Origin of the sequence: Oxalicibacterium faecigallinarum (genome assembly GCF_014635705.1) — a bacterium.
Lineage (GTDB): Bacteria > Pseudomonadota > Gammaproteobacteria > Burkholderiales > Burkholderiaceae_D > Oxalicibacterium > Oxalicibacterium faecigallinarum.
Genome location: NZ_BMDI01000001.1, coordinates 1,271,913 through 1,293,977, shown reverse-complemented (window position 1 = coordinate 1,293,977; position 22,065 = coordinate 1,271,913). Strand labels below are relative to the sequence as shown.

The following is a 22,065-nucleotide window of genomic DNA, read 5'->3' as shown; positions in this document are numbered from 1 at the left end:
TTTTTTTGATAAGGGGCGTATCTATCGCACACGCATGCCCGGCTCGGCACCAGGCCAGGGATTGAGGATGTAGATGCCCGGATTGGCCTTTTCATCCGCTGCCGAAGCGGCCAATACCATGCCTTCCGACATGCCGAACTTCATCTTGCGTGGCGCGAGATTCGCCACCATCACGGTCAGCTTGCCGATCAGGTCTTCCGGTTTGTAGGCTGACTTGATACCCGAGAACACATTGCGTGTACGACCTTCGCCAACATCCAGAGTCAGACGCAGCAATTTGTCGGAACCTTCGACGTGTTCGCAATTGACGATCTTGGCGATGCGCAGATCGATCCTGGCAAAGTCGTCGATCTTGATCTCTGGTGCAAGTGCTTCGATATTGCTGTCTTCTACCGAAGTTTCGCCCGAAGATGGATTGGTCGGCGCAGACACAGTTGCATCAACGGTTGGCACCATTTCGAACAAGGATTCCAGCATTTTCGGATCGACGCGCTGCATCAAATGCGCATACGCATTGACCTGGTGCTGATCCGGCAATGGGCGCGTCACATCGGCCCATTGCAGCGGCGCGATGTTGAGCTGTGCTTCAACCTGTTGCGCGACGTGCGGCAAGACCGGTTTCAGGTAAATGGTCAGGATGCGGAAGGCTTCCAGCAGGCGACTGCAGACTTCCTGCAAACGTGCATCGTTGGCTGCATCCTTTGCCAGTTCCCAAGGCTTGTTGGCGTCAACGTAAGCATTGATGATGTCGGCTTGCTCCATGATCGCGCGCAGCGCTTTGCCATATTCGCGCTGGTCGTAGAACGACTGGATTTCCGGTGCGACAGCACGCAAGCCGGACAGGAAGCTATCGCTATCGGTAGCCCATGCCGTCGTTACGCGACCGTCGAAACGCTTGGTAATGAAGCCGGCAGCGCGGCTGGCGATATTGACGTACTTGCCGATCAGATCGCTGTTGACGCGCGCGAGGAAGTCTTCGCGATTGAAATCGATGTCTTCGTTGCGCGCATTGAGTTTGTTGGCCAGATAGTAGCGCAGCCATTCCGGATTCATGCCGAGTTTCAGATACTTGAGTGGATCAAGGCCGGTGCCGCGACTCTTGCTCATCTTCTCGCCGTTGTTCACCGTCAGGAAGCCGTGTACGAATACCTTGTTCGGCGTCTTGCGGCCGCTGAAATGCAGCATGGCCGGCCAGAACAGTGTGTGGAAATTGACGATGTCTTTGCCGATAAAGTGAATCTGCTCCAGCTTGTCGTCAGCAATATAAGCGTCGAAATTCTCGCCACGTTTGTCGAGCAAGTTCTTGAGTGATGCCAGGTAACCGACTGGCGCATCCAGCCAGACATAAAAGTACTTGCCCGGCATGTCAGGGATTTCGATGCCGAAGTAGGGCGCGTCGCGCGAGATGTCCCAGTCGCTTAGGCCTTCGCTTTTGGTGCCATCCGGATTATCGCGGACGGAGAACCATTCCTTGACCTTGTTGGCGACTTCCGGCTGCAGATGCGGTTTGCCATCGACATCGTTACCGCCGATCCATTCCTCAAGGAAGGTAACACTGCGTGGATCGGACAAGGCAAAGAACAGATGTTCGGAATTCTTCAGTACCGGCGTCGCACCGGTCAGTGCGGAATACGGATTGACCAGATCGGTGGGCGCATAGACGGCGCTACAGACTTCGCAGTTGTCGCCATACTGATCCTGCGCACCGCATTTCGGACATTGGCCCTTGATGTAGCGGTCCGGCAAGAACATGTTCTTCTCCGGATCGAAAAACTGCTCGATCGTGCGCGCTTTGATCAGGCCGGCTTTTTTCAGATCCAGATAGATCTGTTGTGCCATTTCATGGTTCTCCGGCGCATCAGTCGAATGCCAGTTATCGAAAACGATATGAAAGCCATCCAGATATTGTTTGCGGCCTGCCGCAATGTTGGCGACGAATTGCTGCGGCGACAGACCAGCTTTTTCAGCCGCAATCATGATCGGTGCGCCGTGCGCATCGTCTGCGCCGACAAAATTGACGTCATTGCCCTGCATGCGCTGAAAGCGCACCCAGATATCAGCCTGGATGTATTCCATGATGTGGCCGATATGGAAGGCGCCATTGGCGTAGGGGAGAGCAGTGGTGACGAACAGTTTGCGCGGCGTGGTAGTCATGAAGTAATGCTTGGCGGGAAATAAACCAGTATTTTAGCAGTGCAAGGGAGGTCGATGATGGTGGCAAGGCGATTCCCTATGTGCCTTTGCACGCACTTTTCAGATGCTTGAGATGGATTTTCCAAACTTATGCATGGAAAATCTAGCGAAACGCTAAAATAGCGACCTTCCAATGTATTCAATCACGGCTTTGGTGACCAAGGCCGTTTTTAATTTGCCATGACCGTTCCTACCCAGATTCGTACCCGCTTCGCTCCAAGCCCCACCGGCTATCTCCATGTTGGTGGTGCACGTACCGCCTTGTTCTCGTGGGCCTATGCCCGCCATTTTGGTGGCACCTTTGTCTTGCGTATTGAGGATACCGACCTGGAGCGCTCCACACCGGAAGCGGTGCAGGCCATCATTGAAGGGATGCAGTGGCTGGGTTTGCATCACGATGAAGGTCCGTTCTATCAGATGCAGCGCATGGACCGCTATCGCGAAGTGATCGGCAAGATGCTGGCCGATGGCTCGGCCTACCATTGCTATTCGTCGCCGGAAGAAGTGGAAGCGATGCGCGAGCGTCAACGCGCTGCTGGTGAAAAGCCACGCTACGACGGTACCTGGCGTCCGGAGGCTGGCAAAACCTTGCCGGCCATTCCAGAAGGCCGCAAGCCGGTCGTGCGCTTCCGTAATCCTACTGAAGGCGAGGTGACGTGGAATGATGTGGTCAAGGGTTCGATCACGATTTCGAATCGCGAACTCGATGATCTGGTCATCGCGCGTCCGGATGGCACGCCGACGTATAACTTCTGCGTGGCGGTCGATGACTGGGATATGAAGATTACGCACGTCATCCGTGGTGATGATCACGTCAACAACACACCGCGGCAGATCAACATTCTGCATGCGTTGGGGGCAGAGCTGCCGCTGTATGGCCACTTGCCGATGATTCTCGGTTCCGATGGTGAAAAACTGTCCAAGCGCCACGGTGCAGTCAGCGTGATGGACTATCCGGCACAAGGTTATCTGCCTGAAGCCATGCTCAATTATCTGGCGCGCTTGGGCTGGAGCCACGGCGATGATGAAGTGTTTTCGATGGAGCAGTTCACGCAGTGGTTCGATCTTGATCACCTGACCAAATCACCAGCGCAGTTTAATCACGAAAAGCTCGACTGGATCAACAACCACTACATCAAGCAGGCAGACAATGCACGTCTGGCTGAATTGGTACGTCCGCAAATGATCAAGAATGGCGCGCAGTTTGATGGCGCTCCGGATTTGCAGAATGTGATCGCGCTGATGAAGGATCGTATCAATACGCTAAATGAATTGTCGGTTGCCGCGATGCTGTTCTACCGCCAGCCCGCGCCGGATGCTGCCTTGCTGGAGCAGCACCTGACGGATGCGATCAAACCTGTGCTCGCGCAATTTGCCGAACAGCTTTCAAGCGTTGAGTGGAAAAAGGAAACGGTTTCGGCAGCGCTGAAAGAAATACTGGCTGCGCACAAGCTGAAGATGCCGCAATTGGCCATGCCTTTGCGCTTGTTGATTACCGGTCAATTGCAGACGCCATCGATTGATGCCGTGATTGTTTTATTTGATCGTGCAGTGGTTTTGGATCGCCTGAAAAAATATCTTTAAGAAAAATGCAGAAAGGTATTTACACAGCGAAAAAGACGTTGCTATAATCTTGCTTCTGCACTCGAGGGGGTATAGCTCAGCTGGGAGAGCGCTTGCATGGCATGCAAGAGGTCAGCGGTTCGATCCCGCTTATCTCCACCATTCAAAGTGTGGAGTGGCAGTAAAGTAGTAAGGCCAGTATCACGGGCAGATTTCTGTCCCCATCGTCTAGAGGCCTAGGACATCACCCTTTCACGGTGAGTACAGGGGTTCGAATCCCCTTGGGGACGCCAAGTTAAAAAAACCACGCAATTGCGTGGTTTTTTTTCGTCCGTAACGTCGATGTATCTGGAAATGTAGGCAAACAAGCTTGTATGGCGGAACGCATCGAGAAAGTTCCAGTCCAAATCCATTCTACGGTTTGTCTTCATTTCACATTGCGTCAAAATAGAGCGCAAGGATGCGCAAGTGATGATCAGGGGAGTTGGGATGAAATGTGCTGAATGCGGTGCTGACAATCGCAACGGTGCCAGATTTTGTGAGCAATGCGGAACACGAATTGCGCTTGCTTCCAGTTCTGTTGCGGCCGCGACGACAGGCACGACAATCTCTCCTGCCATTTCTCCCGATCCGGTACATGAATCCCTTCTTGATGATGTTGTGGAATCCATGGCGAAAGAGCCGGGAACAAGCAAAGGTCCAGGTTTTAAACTCGCTTTAATCATTCTTTTATTGATCCTGATGGCCGGGGTACTGTGGTCAGTGATTGGCAATCGGACAACCGCACCGGATGACAAGGATGTTCCTGCCGCAGCCGATTCGATACAAACAGGGCCGCTAAAAGCACCTTCACTTGCCGAGCAGATGGGGACGTCGGTGACTCCCGTTCCACCTGCGGTTTCGGATAATCCGCTGGAACCTGCTCCTGCAGTGAATACATCCAACGAGGTCAAGCGCACGAATGACGCAAAAGTGAAAGCGAAAGCCGCTCGTGATAGCGAACAACGCAAGAAAAATGAAGAAGCCAGATTGGCCCAGGAAGAGCGCGAGAATGCGGCAAGAAAGGCTGCGATGCCTGTACGCGGTTTGACGACAGCGCAGGAGGTCGCGCAATGCGAAAAAATGTCGGTATTTGCTCGCCAGCCTTGCTTGTGGCGTGCTTGTAACGGCAAATGGGGTAAGGACGGTTGTCCTTCTTATGACTAGATAAAACCGACATGTCACTGATGAAAGCCACGCAAATGCGTGGCTTTTTTGTTTTGAACGCTTGAAAAATCAAGGTTATTGCCATTTCTACCATGTTGATGGGATTTGGCAGGTGAGACCTTCTTGCAATAATCGCCCTCGTAAAAATGTTGTTGATGCTTTGCGTAAGTGGATCCGGATTCAACTGTGCTGGGGAAGTCGCTACATGATCACATTGTCGAGCAAAGGTTTTTCACTCATTGAAGTATTGGTCTCCGTGTTTGTCTTGATGCTTGGCGTCATGACCTCCATGAGCCTCCATCTCACGGCTTTGCATAGTACGCAGCAATCCTCGATGCAAACAAAAGCCATGCATCTGGCTGTCGAGCTGGCCGAGAGCATGCGTGCCAATCTGATTACGATCAGCGAACAAGCCACCACCGCACAGAACAATGAGGATTGCGAGCGCGTCACAACGCCTTGTGTCGAACAAAGGTTGTCATCGGATGAGATGAGTCATTGGTTGCAGCGCGTGTCACTGGAATTGCCAGAAGGCCAGGCACGCATCTGTCAAGATGCCGCGCCATGGGATGCCGGCAGCGGGCAACTGAGCTGGGAGTGCGCCCCAGCGGAAAGCACCACGCAAGGCCCATGGGTCATCAAAATCGGATGGCATGACAAGATGGACAAGCATGCCAGTGCTCATGCAACCCCAAAGCTGGCACTCACGGTTCAGCCGTCGCAACCATGAAGTACTGCAGACAGGCCGGACTGACGCTGATCGAGCTCATGCTGGGCATGATGCTCAGTCTGATCGTGTTACTGAGCCTCACATTTTTTCTGTTGGGCAGTAAGGCAAATTACCGTTTGCAGGACCAAAGTGCACAAATTCAGGAAACCGGGCGTTACGCCATCGATGTGCTTTCCAAATCCATACGGCAAGCCGGTTATGTGAACTGGAATGAGTGGCATGCGCCGGTCGTGCTTGCCGATGATGCTGAGCCGTCTATCCTCGGCATGGACGCCAGAACCTTGCGAAAGACGACGCCAGCGCTGGAAGCTGTCAGTGCAGGCGTCGTCAACGGTAGTGATGTTCTGGCTCTAAGATTTTTCGGAACAAATGCTCAACCCGATGGTGCCATGCTGAATTGCGCCGGTTTTGCCGCTGCCGCTCCGGTAGCAGGTAACGAGGCAGATCAACGCAGCTGGAGTATTTTCTTCGTTGCCCGTGATGCGTCCGGCGAACCGGAATTGCGGTGCAAATACCGTACACAGAATGGCTGGAATGCGGATGCCATTGCGCGCGGTATCGAGTCCTTTCAGGTGTTGTACGGGCTGGATATAAAGGGCACCGGTACGAATCAGTTCATGAATGCCGACGTGATCAATCAACTGGATGCCGGGAGTCAAGGGCAGGCCAGCCATTGGAAAAAAGTGCGCGTGGTGCGTGTCAGCCTGTTGGTGAGTGGTGCACAAAAAATGCGTGAGGATGCGCTGATACAACAGCATGATTTGTTTGGTGCGGCCTATTCGGACCAGCATGGTGCCCATGATCCCGGCGTACGCATTGTCGATAGTGGCTTGCCTGCCGCATCGCGCAATCGGGTGCGGATCGTATTTACGCAAACCATTCAACTGCGCAATGCATCAGCATGGTCTGCAATATGAGTTTGACTGCTTGCTTTCCGAGCGCAAGGCCGGCGCAACAGGCTGGTACCACGCTCATCACGACCTTGCTGATGCTGACGGTCATTCTGCTGCTCGGTACGGCTTCCGCACAACTCGCCTTGCAAGGTGAGAAATCATCCCGTAATGATCGGGATCATCAGATCGCCTTTCAGGCAGCAGAAGCGGCACTGATCGATGCCGAGATGGATATTCAGCAGTCTCCCGATCCATTGCGCTCACGCAGCCATTTGTTTGTTGCAGAGATTCTGCAGGACGAAGCCGTACTGGCGGAAGGTGAGTGTGGAGCGGGAATGCAGAACGCCTGGCTTGGTGTATGTCGCCAACTCCGCATGGAGAGTGAGGCAGCCTGGAAACGCATTGATTTTCTTGCCGCAGGCAATGCCACGACGGCGATACCGTACGGACATTTCACAGGTCGTTCGTTTCAAACCGGGATCGGTACGCTTCCTGCCGCTTTGCCACGGTACATCATTGAATACATGCCTTATCGCGGGCCTGGGCAATCTGCAGAACAGGTTGAATATCTTTACCGTATCACCGCAGTGGGTTTTGGCGTGCGCGAAACGACGAGAGTGGCGCTGCAATCGTTTTACAGAAAGATGCCGTTATGAACAGGGCGCATCTTCATTTCTGTTTTCTCTTGTGGTCGTTAGGTGCGGGTATTTGCATCGCGCATGGCGCGCGGGCATCAATAGACATTCCGTTTGAAGAAGACGTTCTCCACTTGGCAGGTTGCCCTGCGCCGCCCGCATCTGTTCGCGAAATGAGCACTGTCGCCTCGCATGATCTGGCCTCTGCCATCTATCAGGGGAGCGTGTATCGCGCCAGTTTGAGTGGCAGTCTGATCAAGCGGGAATCTGCAGGAGCAGGGGCGGCCACCGTATGGGATGCGGGAACGTTGCTGTCCCAAAGAGTAGAGCCTCGGCAGATATTTACCGCAAATGCACAGGGAAACCTGGTGCCTTTCTTGTGGAGCGATCTCGACGCGATGCAACGCGCCTTACTGGATCGCTCGTCATCGACTTTACCGCCGGATGGACTGGGGGAGCGACGCGTACATTATCTGCACGGTGCGCGGGTTGACGAATCAGGACAGCCTGGCGGCATCTTTCCGCGACGCGACAGCATCATGGGTGCCGTCATCCATGGCCTCGCGCTACGCGTTGGTCCACCCACGGGTGGGGTACAGACCGAAGCATATCGGTCGTTTTCTCAAGTGCATCGTGATCGTCGCGCCGTTGTGTATGTCGGTACCGCAGGTGGCATGTTGCATGCGTTTGATGATGCATCCGGTAAGGAGCTGTTTGCCTACATTCCGCATGCCGTGGTGGATAGCTTGCCCGCCCTGACGCAGGGGCCACGTTTTGGTGTCGTCGCCGTGGATGGTGGGATGGCTGCTGCGGATGTTGTGGCAAACGGCGAATGGCGAACTGTTCTGGTGGCTGGATTGGGGCGTAGTGCACGAGGCGCGGCAGTATTGGATATCACGGATCCGGTACAGTTTGGCAACCCATTCAAGCTGTTATGGGAATTCACTGATCGTGACGATCCGGATATGGGGCATATGATCGGCATGCCGGTTATCGCACGATTTCGTACAGGTAGTGACAGGGGCGTGACGCAGTACGCCTACTTTGCGATGTTGGCAAGCGGCGTGAATAATAAACGTGGCAGCGGTTCGAATGCCTTGTTTCTCCTTTCGCTGGACAAAAAGCCATCGGAGGCGTGGAAGGGTGGCGTCAATTATTTCAAGTTCGTGACACCTGCCGGGGAACAATCACGTGCCAACGGCATGCTTGAACTGACGAGTGTTGCAGGTGCAGATGGGGCAGTGGAGTATGCATACGCAGGTGACCTGCAAGGCAATCTCTGGCGATTCGATTTTTCTGCCGGCCTTCCCTGGGGCAAGGCGAAGGGCGAGACCCCTGATTTGCTGCTTGTGGCGCAGGATGCGTTAGGGCAGCGTCAGCCGATTATGCAAAAGCCGGCGATTGCCTTCGCACCGGGAGGCGGCATGATTGTGCTGTTTGGCACGGGGCGTTATCTGTCCCGGCAGGATCTGGATCTAGCCAGTTTTTCCACACAATCGTTTTATGCCGTGCTTGATCGTGCGGGCGCGTCTACGGTGCAACGTGACGCGCTTGTTCCGCGCAAGCTCATCAAGAAAAACGCAGGTAACAGCTTTGCGCTTGAGGGAGACGGATTCGTTTACGGGACGTCGGGGAGTGGGAAAAGAGGCTGGTATTTTGATTTTCCTCAGTCCGCAACGACCGGAGAACGTGTCCTCTCTGCATCGATACTCAGTGGTGCCGATCTTGTTTTCCATTCTATGACGCCCGCACCGAAGCAATGTGATGCGCCGATCGCTACGCTTTATGTGTTGAATACATTCAGTGGATTAGCCGCGGATGTTCGGCCTTCTAACGCATCGCTTTCAGGCGGCATGTCAGGCAGCATTCTGTTGCGGTCTGCCGGTTATCACAAAACAAGTACATCCGATATCCCGGGGCGACAAAGCGTCAAAAGTCGTGTTCAGATCTTGACGGGCGACCAGCCCGTGCTTGAGCTGGAATTGCCAGGTAACGTGGCACCGACCTTTGGACGTTTGAGCTGGCGCGAGCTGGTCAACTGGGGTGACTTGCAACACTCAGGATCAGGGCAACCATGACAATGAAAAGACAAAGACGTCGCCGTTTCTATCCTGTACAGCAGTGGGGGTTTACACTACTGGAATTGATGGTGGCCGTTATCATTGTCGGCATTCTCGCGATGGTTGCCTTTCCTGCCTACACCGAGTCTGTATTGAAAACCAAGCGTGCAGAAGGCAAGGCTGCGCTGATGCAGGGTATGCAACAGCAGGAACGCCATTACACTTTGCATGCAAGCTATATCGCTTTCAATGCGGAGTCGCCTGCCGATACGTTGTCCAGATTTAAATGGTTTTCCGGTAACACGCCGGCTTCCAGCGCTTACGAGATTCATGCGCAGGCATGCGATGGCCGTTCGATTCGCGATTGTGTTCAACTGGTTGCCAGACCGGGAACGGAAAAGGTAGACCGCCGTTACCGTGATCCCCGTTGTGATAATCTGATCCTGACCAGCGAGGGCAGTCGACGTGCGGCGATGGAGTCTTGCTGGTGAACTGCGATCAGTTTGACGTGAGAAACCCTCATGGCTTCTCCGTGATCGAAATGATGATCGTCTTGTCCGTTCTGAGTGTCTTGCTGGTCGTTGCTGCACCATCGTTCCATCAACTGGTTGCCAATTCACGGCTGACAACGGCGGCGAACGCCTTGTTCATGGCAAGCAATCTGGCACGTTCGGAAGCGATTCACCGTGGTACGCGTGTTGATCTGGTCCCGGACGGCGATGGCAAATCGTGGAACGCCGGCTGGATCGTTTTTGTCGACGAGAATAATAATCAGCGTCCGGATGAGGGGGAAACCGTGATTTATCGCCATGCGGCCGTCCATCAGAATCTGCAGATCACCGCGCGCTTCACCGATTCAAAAGTACAATATCTCGCATTCAACGGCAGTGGACGTTCCCGCACCAATGCCAGCAATCAGACTGCACAGTCAGGAAGCTGGCTACTTGAGTATGGAACGCAGTCGCGTAAAGTGATCATCAATTTTCTGGGGCGGCCACGTGTCTGTAATCCGGTAACGGATGTTTCCTCCTGCTGACCTTTTATTCTTGAGTGACAACAATTTTGGAAATACATAGCGACCAGCAAGGCATGCGTCTGGCACTGGAAATGGCAGCCAAAGGAATGTACACGACGGCACCGAATCCTCGTGTTGGCTGCGTCATCGTCAAAGATAATCGCATCATCGGCATGGGGCATACCCAACCTGTCGGCCATGCACATGCCGAAGTGCAGGCATTGAACGATGCTGCGGACAAGGGTTTTGAGGTTGAAGGTGCAACGGTTTATGTGACGCTCGAACCCTGCAGTCATCATGGCCGTACGCCACCTTGTGCCGACGCATTGATCAAGGCGCGGGTGGGGCGCGTGGTTGCTGCGATTGGTGATCCCAACCCGCTGGTGGCAGGACAAGGAATGGCGCGACTGGAAGCTGCTGGTATTCAGGTTGCGCGAGGTGTGCTGGAAGAAGAAGCGCGAGAAATGAACATCGGTTTTCTCCAGCGCATGCAGCATGGCAGGCCGTGGGTCCGCATGAAGGCTGCTGCCACGCTGGATGGCAAGACGGCGCTGCACAATGGCATTAGTCAATGGATTACAGGCGATGAGGCACGTGCCGATGGCCATGCGTGGCGTGCACGCGCGTGTGCAATCCTGACCGGTATCGGTACCGTGATGGAAGACGATCCACAACTGACGGTGCGTGCCATTGATACGCCACGCCAGCCGTTGCGTATCGTCATCGATAGTCGGTTGCAGATCAGTCCGCATGCGCGTGTACTCGAAGGCGGTGGCACGCTGATCGTGGCGGCGCAGGCCAATCCAGAGAAAGAGGCAGTCCTGCGCGATTCAGGGAACGAAGTGATCGTGCTGGCAAACGCGCAAGGCAAGGTGGCGCTGCCAGCACTGATGGAGGAGCTTGGCCGCCGCCAGATCAACGAATTGCATGTGGAGGCTGGCTTCAAGCTCAACGGTTCGCTGATCCGTGAAGGTTGCGTTGATGAGCTGCTGGTCTATCTGGCGCCATCGTTACTTGGTGATGCCCAGGGCATGTTCGATTTGCCACCTCTTGAAGATCTGGAGCAACGTCACCAACTGTCATTCCATGACATCAAGCGCATTGGCGCAGATTTGCGTATCCTTGCTCGTTTCAGCTAACTCTTTTCTTCCTCATCATGTTTACCGGAATTGTTGCAGCCGTTGGCAAAATTACTTCCATTTCTCCCCTTGGTGATCAGCAGGCAGGGCATCGCTTGGCGATCGATGCTGGCGGCTTGCCGCTGGCTGATGTTGCATTGGGTGACTCAATCACAGTCAACGGTGCCTGCATGACGGTGATCGAGAAGACGGACAGCAGTTTCAAGGTTGATGTCTCGCGCGAGAGTTTGAATTGCACGGCCGGTCTTGATCAGATTGGTGAGGTCAACCTGGAAAAAGCCGTGACCTTGTCGGAACGTCTCGGTGGCCATCTTGTTTCAGGGCACGTGGATGGGCTGGGTGAGGTTGTACGATTCGAGCCGGTCGGCGAATCCTGGTTGCTGACAGTAGCTGCGCCCAAGGATCTTGCGCGCTATCTGGCATTCAAAGGATCGATCGTGATCAATGGTGTGTCCTTGACCGTGAATGCCGTGGTTGATACGCCGACGACTTGCGAGTTTTCGGTCAATCTGATTCCGCATACCGTGCAGGTCACGACACTCAAACATTTGAAGCCGGGTAGCAAGGTCAATCTGGAAGTGGATTTGATTGCGCGCTATTGCGAGCGGATTCTCAGTTACCAGGCGGCACACCACACTTCTTGAACATTCGGCAAGTTCTCTTGCCACGCAGATAAAGCCGGTGCAGTGCATCGGCTTTTTTGTTGTAATCAGGTTGAAGGTTGGTTGTCAGCAACTATTCACTCACGCACAATTCGGGCTTCGCTGCTTTTTAGCACATTTCACTGAAAACTCGTTTTATGTCACAGTGCTTTCTTCCCTTCGATGCTCGTCTTTTTCTGGCTAGCCTTCTCTCCCTGACTGCTTTGCCCGTCGTTGCTCAAACTCCTACTGCAACGCAGACTTTGTCGCCAATTGACGTGAAGGGTGAAACCGCAGAACGTGCGGCAGCACGTGAATATGCGCGTAGCATTCTAGGCAATGTTTCGATACGTTTTACTGAAGATGTGAAGGAGCACGCAGCGATCGGATTGGCTGATGCGTTAGCCAGTTTGCCAGGCGTGTATGTCCAACGGCCGTCGGGACAAGAGGCTGCACGCGTTTCCATGCGCGGTTCAGGCATTGCCAGTACTGGTATCCGTGGCATACGTTTGTTGCGGGACGGCTTGCCCCTTGGTCGTCTTGATGACATGAACGAAGCAATTTATGCGGACATCATGTCGGCGCATCGTATTGATGTGTATCGCGGAGCAAGTTCCTTGCAATACGGGGCATCCACGCTGGGCGGTGCGCTCAATCTGATTTCGCCAACAGCTTATAACGATCCTGGTGCAACTGCTCGTATGGAAGCCGGTTCGGATGGTTTTCGTCGTATTCAACTGAAAGGTGGCAAAGTATTCGAAAGTGGATTGGATGTCTATGTCTCTGCATCGCATTACGAGACGGATAGTTTCAGGGAGAATGCAGCGGAGCGTTCATCCCGCCTCTACGCCAATATCGGTTATGCCTTCAGTGCGACCTCGCGAGGTCGACTGCACATCACGGAGGAGCGTTACACAGGGCAATTGCCGGGCACGCTTACTCTGGAACAGATTCGAAACACACCATGGATGGCGCATCCACAAAATCGGGCTGCCGGTGCCTATATTCATACTTCTCCTCGTTGGCATCTCGCTTATCAGCAAGAATGGGATATCGGTGAAGATCGATTGACTGCCGGTGTTTTCCATACCGGGACTAAGTTCGATTCACCCACGCAAGTAGCACGTGCTCGATACGACGCAACGGATTACGGCCTCTCTTTGCGCCATGAAATCAATCGTTTGTTAAATGGGCATGCCAATCGATTCGTGTGGGGCGTGAATGCAGGGCGTGGCGATGGTGACAACAGTCTGGTCGTTCCGGCGATGCCGGGGGTGACCGCAGGTGGACCAGGAACTATCCGCGACCGTCGCAGCAACATTGAAGTCTTTGCGCAAAATACGTATCAACTGAACGATCGTTTATCTTTCATCGGCGGAGCGCAATTTGCGCAAGCGAGACGTTCGACAGATAACAGCCTGGCCGCCACGCTTCGCCCCATCATTACGCAATATCCGGATGGCTCTGCATCGCGAACATATACGAGCCTTAACCCATCGATTGGTGCCATCTATGATTTGGGAATGGAGGCGCAGGTATATGCCAATCTCACGCGCAGTCACGAAGCGCCTGCCAGCCTTGCTTTCTTCAATGGCTATCCCGTCGCTGGATTTCCACCTTCGGTAAGAACGGCTACCCTTGAACAACAGCGTGCAACAACCTTTGAGATTGGCGTAAGAGGTGGTGATCGTCAGTTCGGTTGGGATATAGCCGTTTACCGCAGTCGCGTCAATAACGAGTTGCTAGCCATTGCAAATACACTGGCGCCGACGCTACCGACGATTAATGTCAATTCGTCGTCGGATACGGAACACAGCGGTCTCGAACTCGGTTTGCATGGTACGAAGAGCTTGCCTTTACTTTCCGCCAGCATGGATTGGAATTTTGCTTATACATGGAATCATTTTCGATTCGATGGGCATCCCAACTATGGCAATAACAGGTTGCCCGGTATTCCGGATCACGTTCTGCAAGCTGGTTTCACCTACCGCCATACAAACGGCTTCTACATTGGACCACGCATCGAACTTGGTTCGAGCTGGTATGCAGATCAGGCTAATTCGCTGAAGGCACCCGGTTATGGCGTTTTGCATCTGCAAACTGGCTATGTCGCGCGTGGCGGTTATCGCTTCTTCATCGATGCACGTAACCTGGGCGACAAACACTACGCCGTGACTGCAGACCATATGGTCGATGCACGTGTCGCCGGTACGTCATCAGCGGTGTTTCGTCCGGGCCAAGTGAAAGCCATATTTGCCGGCATTGAAAAACGCTGGTAATCAGTTTTTCTTCAAGCGCCCTTGCTCTAAGGGCGTGTACGTAGTCATTCTCTCATTCGAGCACATCGCATTTTCGCCATTCTTTTCTTCTGTTTTTTCAATACAGTCGGCCTGAGTTTTTTGCTCATTTTTATCAGTTAACAATTGTTTGCGCCGCTCGGTTTGAGATTTAGAGCGCCAAATAAGATTGTGCTGGATAACCTTGCCGTGCCTGATCGCCATATTTGATGCAGGTTTCCGCGTTTTCTTGAGAAAAATGAATCTACGTTTTTCTCCTCTTTCATTCCAATTTGACATCACCACCTTGTCAGAACTTGTCAGAAACGCTCCGAGCTTTTCTCTCAGAATCTCGCCTGAAAAATTTCTCTGAAATAAAACGCACTGCCTAATTGTTAAGCAGTGACGTCAGGTGTCAATGCTGACTCGTTGTTAGCAAATATTTTCATTTGCTGACAAACGTTGACTTCGTGATTCAGCAGGCATCGCATATCTTCTCGCCGATTCATTCTCATTGTTTTGAGGCAATGAGGTGCATAAATTTTAGGCAATTACTTTGGGCTGGACAGACCGTATGAACGTGATCTCTTTCTCCCGCAGGCTGCATGCACTGCGCCATCATTTCCTGTTTCGTCGTCAACATGTCTGTTCGACGGCGGCACTTCTACTCGCAATCGTAACCGCATCTTCTGTGCAGGCGCAGGTGGTGGCGAATCAGGTAACGGCAGCACCCGACGTGGGACGCGGTGAAATCGTCGATGTCGTCGTTGCGTGGGAAAGAACGGCAACTGCAACGGGCGACAAGATCACGGTCGTGATTCCACCGCAACTGGCGGTCAATCCGCCGGCGCCGCCGGTCGGCTGCGTATATACCGCGCCGAATATGGTTTGCGACGTGCCCGATGGGAGCACGGGTGCTACCGGTACCGTTACCTTTCCGGTGCAGGGTGCTGTGCTGGGCGGCTTCAACCTGACCGCGACCGGCACGTCGGGACAGTCTGCCGCGTTCTCCGGCACGGTGCGCAGCACCGGTGACATGATCGTCGGCAAAGCCAAGTCCTCGCCGGTAGGCAGCCCCGTAGCTGGCGGCACCGTGGTATTTACGCTGACGCCGCAGATCACGAATGGCGACGACGTCCCGCCTGAGGGCTCTATTGTGGTCACCGACAGCCTTCCTGGTACAGCGACAGACTTCAATTTGTCCAATGTGGCGTTTGCTGGCAGAACACCGACTTGCAACACCACCGTCAACGCCAATTCCATGCGCACGCTGACGTGCACTTACAACGGTCCTTTTACGCGTGCAGAGCTGAATGCCAGCACGATAACGCTGACCGGCACCGCGGGCAACAATGGATCGTTTACCAATACGGCTTCGATTGCATCCGGTAGCGTCGGTTATTTCGATTCCGATCCGGCCAACAACACAGCCACTGTCAACTACACGGTGGATCCTGGAACGGATACAGAAGCGTTCGGCAACTTTCCGCCTTCCGCGCAGATCGTCAACACCACGCAAACGTTGGTCCTGACCCACAGAAACAACGGACCGCTTGCCAATCCGGCCGGAGGCCTGGTGCAGACGGTCGTGCCAGCTGGTTTCACGCTCGGTATGTTGCCCTCAGGCTGCACCGCTGCGCCGGGTGCGGTGACCGTCGGCAGTACCAGTTACAGCGGTACGCTGGTTAGTTGCAATGTCGGCGCTTTGACGGTCAATGGAGAACAGAGTTTCAACCTGCCACTGACGCTGCCGGCAACACCGACGGATGGCAGTTTCCCGGTAGTGGTCACGCCGCCACCGGGACGAGGCGATGCCAATACCAGCAACAACAGCAGGCTGTTGCCGTACCAGATCGTCAATCCATATGCCGACTTAAGGGCCGCGAAGAGCAAGAACGTGAACGGCCCACAGGCGCCGGGTACTGCCGTCACCACCACGCTCACCATTCGCAACGATCCCGCCAGCCCGAGTGCCGCGACCTACGATGCATTGCATCCGCTACGCATCGTCGACTATGCGCGTCCGGAAGAAGTTGACGGCGGCTTGGTGACCCTGTCGGCAGCTTCGATCACTGCTGGCTGGACCTGTGACGTCTCTACTGGCGTCACGCCACCTGGATTTGTAGGCGATGCCACCAAGACGACCCGTATTGCCTGCTCGAATCCGGGGCCAGGTACGCTGGCGCCGAACGCGACGGTGGCAGTGAGCTTCACCTCCGTTATCGCCAACGTCGCTGAACCCGTCACGTTGACTGATCGTGCTTGTACCGGTTCACAGGCATTGGCAGGTCTTGGAATTGGCGAGGCTGATGGTCCGCAACCGCCTGATGGTGGCCGCACCGGTAATGACTGTGCGGACGCTGGCAGCGGTCTGGTGGCGACGCCGGTCGTTTCCGGCAACGCCCAGGTCAGCATGAGCAAGGAGTCGTCGGTCGACAATGCGACTTTCTATGACCCGGTTGCGTCTGCGCCCACTCTTGTTGCGGACGGCAACACATTGTACTGGCGCATGACGATCACGACCCCTGCCAGGGGCGCTGGCGCCGGACAGAATCCGAACCAGGATACGATCCCGACGCTGAGATTGACCGACACGCTTCCGGGCATCATGAATGTCACTAGCACTGGGTCTCCGGCACCGGATTTCAGTACACCGGCAATCACCGTTACCACCACGCCGAGTACTTGGGGCACTTGCCCGAACATCACAAGCGGCAACAATGCGCTGACTTGTAGCTTTACGGACGTCCCAGCTGGTTCGACGATTACCGTTCTGGTGCCGGTGCAGCGGCCGCTGACCTCGGGCACATTGACTAATACCGCAACGTTGACATCCCCCAATGCCATTCTGACCGCGGCGGTAGGTGGGCAGTTGCAGGATCAGGCAGCGGTGGTAGTGACACCACGTACTGATGTTGCATTGACTACCAAGACGGTGACGCCGGCTACACCATTGGTTGGCCAGATCGTGCAGTTCGCGATCACCGCGCAGAATCTGGGTGAAGACAATGTTGCAGCCGGCAACTTCACTATCACCGACACACTCTTTACTGGCACGCCGACCCTCTCTACGCCGGCATATGAAGTGATTGATGTCACGCCTGCCAATGCCGGGCAGATGAACTGCTCTGCAAGTAATTTGGCAACCGGAGCGATCTCTTGTACCAACAGCGTCACCATCAATCGCTACAACACGCAGACCATCACCATCCGCGCGCGGATCAAGAAGCCGACGGGAATCAGCGGAGCCGCCGACAGTACGCTGTACTCCAGTGTGACGAATACGGCGTACGTGACGCTGGGCGGCGGCATGTGTGAATTCAAGACCGAGACCTCGACCAATAATTCGGTATCGGCAAGCTGTAATGACGCGGCTGCCACCTCCAACAACCAGAAGACCGCTACCTTTAACGTCAAGGTGCCCTCGATCGACCTGCAACAGGGCAAGGTCCCGGTCTATCCGAACGGGCAGACGCGATTCCTGATCGGCGATCAGCTTCGCTACCGCTTTAGCGTGCGCAACTTCGGTCCGTCACGTGCTGAAAACATTGTCATGAATGACATCCTGGCAGTGGCACCCGGCTTCGATGTTGCAATGGTTACCGGCATGCCGGCAAACATCAATGGCGTGCCAGCCAGCGCCGGTTACACGCTTGTGCCCAAGACCGTGTCCTGCAACCAGAGTGCTCCCGATGCCAACGTGGTCTGCAGCATCGACCATTTGGATGCTGGCCAGGAAGTCAACTTCGAGATCGCGATGGAAATGACCGGTACTGCCAGCGGTCCGGTTGCGTTCGGCAACCGTGTGTATGTGTGCGCCGACGAGACCAACGTCTACGAAAGCTCGGGCAAGTGCTCGGACGATGCCAGCATCGCCGGTAACAATCTGGCTGCGGTCAACAATGTCGTATTCCCGAGGGCGGACCTGGAAGTGGTCAGCAAGACGGCTGTGACACCGTCGCCCGTGGATATCGCGCAGCCGGTCGAGTACGACATCGTGCTGCGTAACAATGGTAATTCGTCCACCACGAAGATGCGTCTGGTGGATACCCTGCCGACCGGCTTTGAATGGATTAGCAGTGGTGCCTACGCACCGCGTGTGGCAGTCAATGGCGGCAGCGCTGCAACGGTGACGGCTGCAGGTGGTGCGTTGGCCGTGTCCGGCAGTGTGCCGAGCAATGGTACGGAGAACGTCTGCTTCGTCTCCAATGGTGTTGCCGCTGTGACGACACTGGCTCAGCAGCAAGCGATAACCTGTGATATCAGCGGCTTTTTTCCAGCGGGTGCGGGCAACACCATCACGCTGAAGTTGTATGCGCGTGCCAAGTCAGGCCTGTACGATGGTTCTGCTGCTACTCCCTACCTGGCGGATCGCACCAATCTTGCGCGCATCTATCCTGGCCTGGACAGCAATGGTGAAGAAGTCTCGGTGGACGACAACCCGAACAACAATCAGCAGTCCACCACGGTGCAGGTGCACAACACACGCATCGGTGGTCGCGTCTTTGTCGATTTGAACAACAACGGTGACCAAGATGGCGAGATCGCGTCAGCCGACCAAGGTATCGGTGGTGTAACACTGACACTGACGGGTGTCGACAAATACGGCAACTCGGTCAGTCGTACCGTAACGACTAGTAATGTCGCTGCCGGCACCGGTTCGGTCCGAGGTGACTACCTGTTTGACAATCTGCCACCCTCCGATGCAACTGGCTACACCATCACGCAGACTCAGCCATCGGGATTCGGTAATGGCGTACCCCAGCCAAACACGATTCGTTCCGTACGTAGCGTGGACAGCACGGGTGTGGTCAGCAAAGGTACGGCCAACAACCCGGATGCAAACTCCAGCGTGATCAGCGGTATCGTCATCAATGGTGGTGGCAACGGCGTGCAATTCGACTTCCCGGAACTGACGACATCTACGTCGACCAATTTGAAGGTATCGGGTCACGTTTATTTGGATAGCAATAACAATGGTCTTTTTGAGGGCGGTGAAACCCCGATACCTGGCGTAACCGTCACGCTGATCGGCTGTTCCGCCGGCCCTGATAATGTGATTGATACGCCGTCGGTCGGTACGGCTCAGCCTGCAATCTGTCAAGGCGATGACGTGCCGGTTTCCTTTACGACTGTCACAGACGGCAGCGGTTTCTACAACTTCCCGTTAGAAAAGCCGGGGCGTTACACGGTGATCCAGCAGACGGCACAGCCAGTGGTTGGCGGTGTCGAAACGCTGCGTGGCAGAACTACATCCGGTTCGGTTGACAAGACGGGCAGCGCAGCGGGCGTCAACGATGGTGGTACGCCGGGAACGGCAACGACCGTACCGAACGAAATCAGTGGCTCCGTACCCAGCACGATCAGCAACATTCTGATCAGCGACAGCACCGCACAATCGGTCAACAACAATTTCGGCGAGGTACTGCCTGCCAGCATCAGCGGGTTTGTCTATACCGAAAAAGGTACGGCAGGTTCCAATTACCAACCCGGTACGGATTGGCCATTCTCGGGTGTCACTGTGACACTGACAGGCAACGATGATCTGGGTAACCCAGTCAATGTAACGGTTACCACGCAAACGGACGGCAGCTACCATTTCGATAATCTTCGTCCGAGCGGGCCGGGCGGTTATACCGTCACCAAGACGAATCCATCGCGTCCTGGCGATCCGGTCATCAACGAGCCGAACGGCGCTTTTCCTGGAATTGACGAAACCAGCGCCACGCGTGGTACTCGTTCCGGCGCTGAAGTGGTCAATACCATCATTCTGACTTCTGGGCGTCATGTAACCCAGACCAACTTTGCTGTGACCAACGGCACCCGTGTTGAACTCGCCTTGGCCAAACGTCATATCGGTGACGTGATTGTCGGCCAGCAGGCGACCTATGAACTGACCATAACGAACAGGGGTGATTCACCGACTTTTGGGGTGTTGCGACTGGCCGATACGCTGCCGCCGGGTATGAGCCTGATTGCGACCAATCCAATCACCAGTACGATGGGGGCGGTCAGCAATGTGGTGGTCAGCGGCCAGACGGTGCGCTTTGATTTCTTGCCGACGACGCCGATTCCTATCACCAACGGCACAGTTGTGGTGCTGGTACACGTGGATGTGGCTGCGTTGGCTCAGGGCAGTGCAGTGATCAACTACGCAACGGTAACGGGCGGCGGCGATCCCTATGTACCGCCAAGTACGCCTGGTCCCGGCTGCACCGATCAGCATTGCGCTCAGGACCAGGTCAGGGTTTATGGCCCACCGCTGTTGTCGCTGGCTAAGACTGGCCCAGCTACACTGGTTCTTGGCAGCGCCGATGCTGAATACACGCTCACTATCACCAACAGTGGTGAGGCGGCGACCATTGGTACGCTGAGCTTGATCGAGCACTTGCCTCCGGGGTTGGACATCGATCCGGCGAGGCCGTTGCGTAGCGACCAAGGCACCGTCTCCAACGTCGTACGCACGGGTGACATCGTCAGCGGTGTGATCGTGAACTTTGACTTCAATCCGACTGCGCCACTGCCAGCAACGAACGGCACGGCTGCGATCACGGTGCCTGTGACGGTCAGCGTGGATACGCCGACAGGTGTCTCGACCAACTATGCGTCGGTCGGCGGCGGTGGCGATACGGATGGTGGACCGCCGACACCAGGCAGTGGTTGTACAGAGAGACGTTGCGCCAACGTGCCGGCGAACGTGGAAGGTGCAGGCCTGTTGTCGATTACCAAGACCGCCAACAAGCGTGATGCGGAACTGGGCGACATGGTGACGTACACGCTCGAGATTAACAATCTCTCGCAAGCCAACGTGGTACAGCCGCGCATCGTCGATCGTCTGCCGCAAGGCTTCCGTTTGATCGAAAACACCTCGCGCGTTACGGGTGCGACGCTGCTGAGCATGCAGGGTGCACCGGGGCCGGTGATTACCTATGCGTTGGATCTGATTCCGCCGGGTGCCAAGGTCATCATTACCTATCGTGTCAGGGTGGGTGTGGGCTCGATGCAGGGCGATGGTGTCAATCGTGCCAGTGCCGAATGTCCGCTCAATCCGAATACCAAGTGTTCGAACGAAGCGCGCTATCGCGTCAAGGTCACGGGTGGCGTGTTCACGAATGATGCCTGCATCGTCGGCATGGTCTATGTCGATTGCAACGGCAATCAGATCAAGGATCACGAAGAACTTGGCATTCCGGGTGTACGCCTGTATGCGCAGAATGGCTTGTTCCTGATCAGCGATAGCGAAGGCAAGTACAGCTATTGCGGCTTCTCGCCACAGACACATGTGCTGAAAGTCGATCAGACCACGTTGCCACGCGGCAGCCGTCTGGTCAGCAGCAGCAACCGCAATGTGGGCGACGCCAACAGCCTGTTCCTCGATCTGAAGAATGGCGAAATGCAACGCGCGGACTTCATTGAAGGGTCGTGTTCCAACACGGTGCTGGAGCAGGTGAAGGCGCGCCGCACGCAGGGCGAGGTATCCGCACCGCATGTCGAGAAAAAGCGCGGTGTCGGCTTTACCTTCGAAGGCAGGGCGCCGAATTACCCGCAGCAGGGAACGGACAGTGCCAATAAGACGATCGTCAAGCCGCGTATGCATGATCGCGAGTCCGTCGAAAAAGCGGTACCGCGTGAAACGCTGAGCGAACGCGACACTCCTGTCCGTCAGCTGGAAATCAATCAGGGAGGCCGCGATGCACGCTAAGTCTTCCACCTT

At 55.1% G+C, this 22,065-nt stretch carries 14 protein-coding genes and 2 tRNA genes; 14 read left to right on the top strand and 2 right to left on the bottom strand.

What is annotated here, in order from left to right; all coding sequences use genetic code 11:
• Positions 1 to 21 precede the first annotated feature (21 nt).
• Positions 22 to 2,154, bottom strand: a complete 2,133-nt coding sequence (gene metG, locus IEV29_RS06210; protein WP_188380350.1) for a methionine--tRNA ligase — start codon at positions 2,152 to 2,154, stop codon at positions 22 to 24.
• Positions 2,155 to 2,373: 219 nt separating this feature from the next.
• On the opposite strand from metG, the gene gltX reads away from it, so the two are divergent.
• The 13 genes from gltX to IEV29_RS06145 all read left to right on the top strand — a co-directional run bounded on the left by gltX (position 2,374) and on the right by IEV29_RS06145 (position 14,354).
• Positions 2,374 to 3,777, top strand: coding sequence for a glutamate--tRNA ligase (gltX, locus tag IEV29_RS06205; protein ID WP_188380349.1), 1,404 nt, complete (start codon positions 2,374 to 2,376; stop codon positions 3,775 to 3,777).
• Between the two features lie 65 nt (positions 3,778 to 3,842).
• A tRNA-Ala gene (locus tag IEV29_RS06200) sits at positions 3,843 to 3,918 on the top strand.
• Between the two features lie 55 nt (positions 3,919 to 3,973).
• Positions 3,974 to 4,049: transfer RNA gene (locus tag IEV29_RS06195), tRNA-Glu, on the top strand.
• A 196-nt stretch (positions 4,050 to 4,245) separates the two neighbouring features.
• On the top strand, positions 4,246 to 4,962 hold the full coding sequence (locus IEV29_RS06190) for a zinc ribbon domain-containing protein (protein WP_188380348.1): 717 nt from the start codon (positions 4,246 to 4,248) through the stop codon (positions 4,960 to 4,962).
• 205 nt (positions 4,963 to 5,167) lie between these two features.
• The gene (pilV, locus tag IEV29_RS06185) at positions 5,168 to 5,692 is read left to right on the top strand and encodes a type IV pilus modification protein PilV (protein ID WP_188380347.1); all 525 of its coding nucleotides are present in this window, start codon (positions 5,168 to 5,170) and stop codon (positions 5,690 to 5,692) included.
• A complete protein-coding gene (locus IEV29_RS06180) occupies positions 5,689 to 6,609 on the top strand; it encodes a PilW family protein (protein WP_229726258.1) in 921 nt (306 codons plus the stop codon). The genes pilV and IEV29_RS06180 overlap by 4 nt, the downstream gene beginning before the upstream one ends.
• Complete coding sequence (locus tag IEV29_RS06175; protein ID WP_188380346.1) at positions 6,606 to 7,241, top strand: pilus assembly PilX family protein; 636 nt, start codon at positions 6,606 to 6,608, stop codon at positions 7,239 to 7,241. Before IEV29_RS06180 ends, IEV29_RS06175 begins: the two co-directional genes overlap by 4 nt.
• Before the next feature lie 152 nt (positions 7,242 to 7,393).
• Positions 7,394 to 9,298 carry a pilus assembly protein gene (locus tag IEV29_RS06170; protein ID WP_188380345.1) on the top strand — a complete coding sequence of 635 codons (1,905 nt, stop codon included), beginning with the start codon at positions 7,394 to 7,396 and terminating at the stop codon, positions 9,296 to 9,298.
• The gene (locus tag IEV29_RS06165; protein WP_229726257.1) at positions 9,295 to 9,771 is read left to right on the top strand and encodes a type IV pilin protein; all 477 of its coding nucleotides are present in this window, start codon (positions 9,295 to 9,297) and stop codon (positions 9,769 to 9,771) included. The genes IEV29_RS06170 and IEV29_RS06165 overlap by 4 nt, the downstream gene beginning before the upstream one ends.
• Before the next feature lie 17 nt (positions 9,772 to 9,788).
• Positions 9,789 to 10,316, top strand: coding sequence for a GspH/FimT family pseudopilin (locus IEV29_RS06160; protein ID WP_229726256.1), 528 nt, complete (start codon positions 9,789 to 9,791; stop codon positions 10,314 to 10,316).
• A 26-nt stretch (positions 10,317 to 10,342) separates the two neighbouring features.
• On the top strand, positions 10,343 to 11,434 hold the full coding sequence (ribD, locus tag IEV29_RS06155; RefSeq protein WP_229726255.1) for a bifunctional diaminohydroxyphosphoribosylaminopyrimidine deaminase/5-amino-6-(5-phosphoribosylamino)uracil reductase RibD: 1,092 nt from the start codon (positions 10,343 to 10,345) through the stop codon (positions 11,432 to 11,434).
• A 17-nt stretch (positions 11,435 to 11,451) separates the two neighbouring features.
• Complete coding sequence (locus IEV29_RS06150; protein ID WP_188380344.1) at positions 11,452 to 12,078, top strand: riboflavin synthase; 627 nt, start codon at positions 11,452 to 11,454, stop codon at positions 12,076 to 12,078.
• A gap of 260 nt (positions 12,079 to 12,338) precedes the next feature.
• Positions 12,339 to 14,354 (top strand): TonB-dependent receptor family protein, encoded by a 2,016-nt coding sequence (locus IEV29_RS06145; RefSeq protein ID WP_229726254.1) that lies wholly within the window; start codon positions 12,339 to 12,341, stop codon positions 14,352 to 14,354.
• On the opposite strand, the gene IEV29_RS06140 is transcribed toward IEV29_RS06145, so the two are convergent.
• Complete coding sequence (locus IEV29_RS06140) at positions 14,355 to 14,651, bottom strand: hypothetical protein (RefSeq protein ID WP_188380342.1); 297 nt, start codon at positions 14,649 to 14,651, stop codon at positions 14,355 to 14,357.
• Between the two features lie 274 nt (positions 14,652 to 14,925).
• Here IEV29_RS06140 and IEV29_RS06135 point away from each other — a divergent pair, with 274 nt between their 5' ends.
• Complete coding sequence (locus IEV29_RS06135; protein WP_188380341.1) at positions 14,926 to 22,053, top strand: SdrD B-like domain-containing protein; 7,128 nt, start codon at positions 14,926 to 14,928, stop codon at positions 22,051 to 22,053.
• Positions 22,054 to 22,065 lie beyond the last annotated feature (12 nt).

Coding starts and splice junctions, on each gene's coding strand:
- IEV29_RS06190 (WP_188380348.1), top strand. CDS start 4,246: ATGAAATGTGCTGAATGCGGTGCTGACAATCGCAACGGTGCCAGATTT.
- metG (WP_188380350.1), bottom strand. CDS start 2,154: ATGACTACCACGCCGCGCAAACTGTTCGTCACCACTGCTCTCCCCTAC.
- IEV29_RS06180 (WP_229726258.1), top strand. CDS start 5,689: ATGAAGTACTGCAGACAGGCCGGACTGACGCTGATCGAGCTCATGCTG.
- IEV29_RS06175 (WP_188380346.1), top strand. CDS start 6,606: ATGAGTTTGACTGCTTGCTTTCCGAGCGCAAGGCCGGCGCAACAGGCT.
- gltX (WP_188380349.1), top strand. CDS start 2,374: ATGACCGTTCCTACCCAGATTCGTACCCGCTTCGCTCCAAGCCCCACC.
- IEV29_RS06135 (WP_188380341.1), top strand. CDS start 14,926: ATGAACGTGATCTCTTTCTCCCGCAGGCTGCATGCACTGCGCCATCAT.
- IEV29_RS06140 (WP_188380342.1), bottom strand. CDS start 14,651: ATGTCAAATTGGAATGAAAGAGGAGAAAAACGTAGATTCATTTTTCTC.
- IEV29_RS06170 (WP_188380345.1), top strand. CDS start 7,394: ATGAGCACTGTCGCCTCGCATGATCTGGCCTCTGCCATCTATCAGGGG.
- IEV29_RS06150 (WP_188380344.1), top strand. CDS start 11,452: ATGTTTACCGGAATTGTTGCAGCCGTTGGCAAAATTACTTCCATTTCT.
- pilV (WP_188380347.1), top strand. CDS start 5,168: ATGATCACATTGTCGAGCAAAGGTTTTTCACTCATTGAAGTATTGGTC.
- IEV29_RS06165 (WP_229726257.1), top strand. CDS start 9,295: ATGACAATGAAAAGACAAAGACGTCGCCGTTTCTATCCTGTACAGCAG.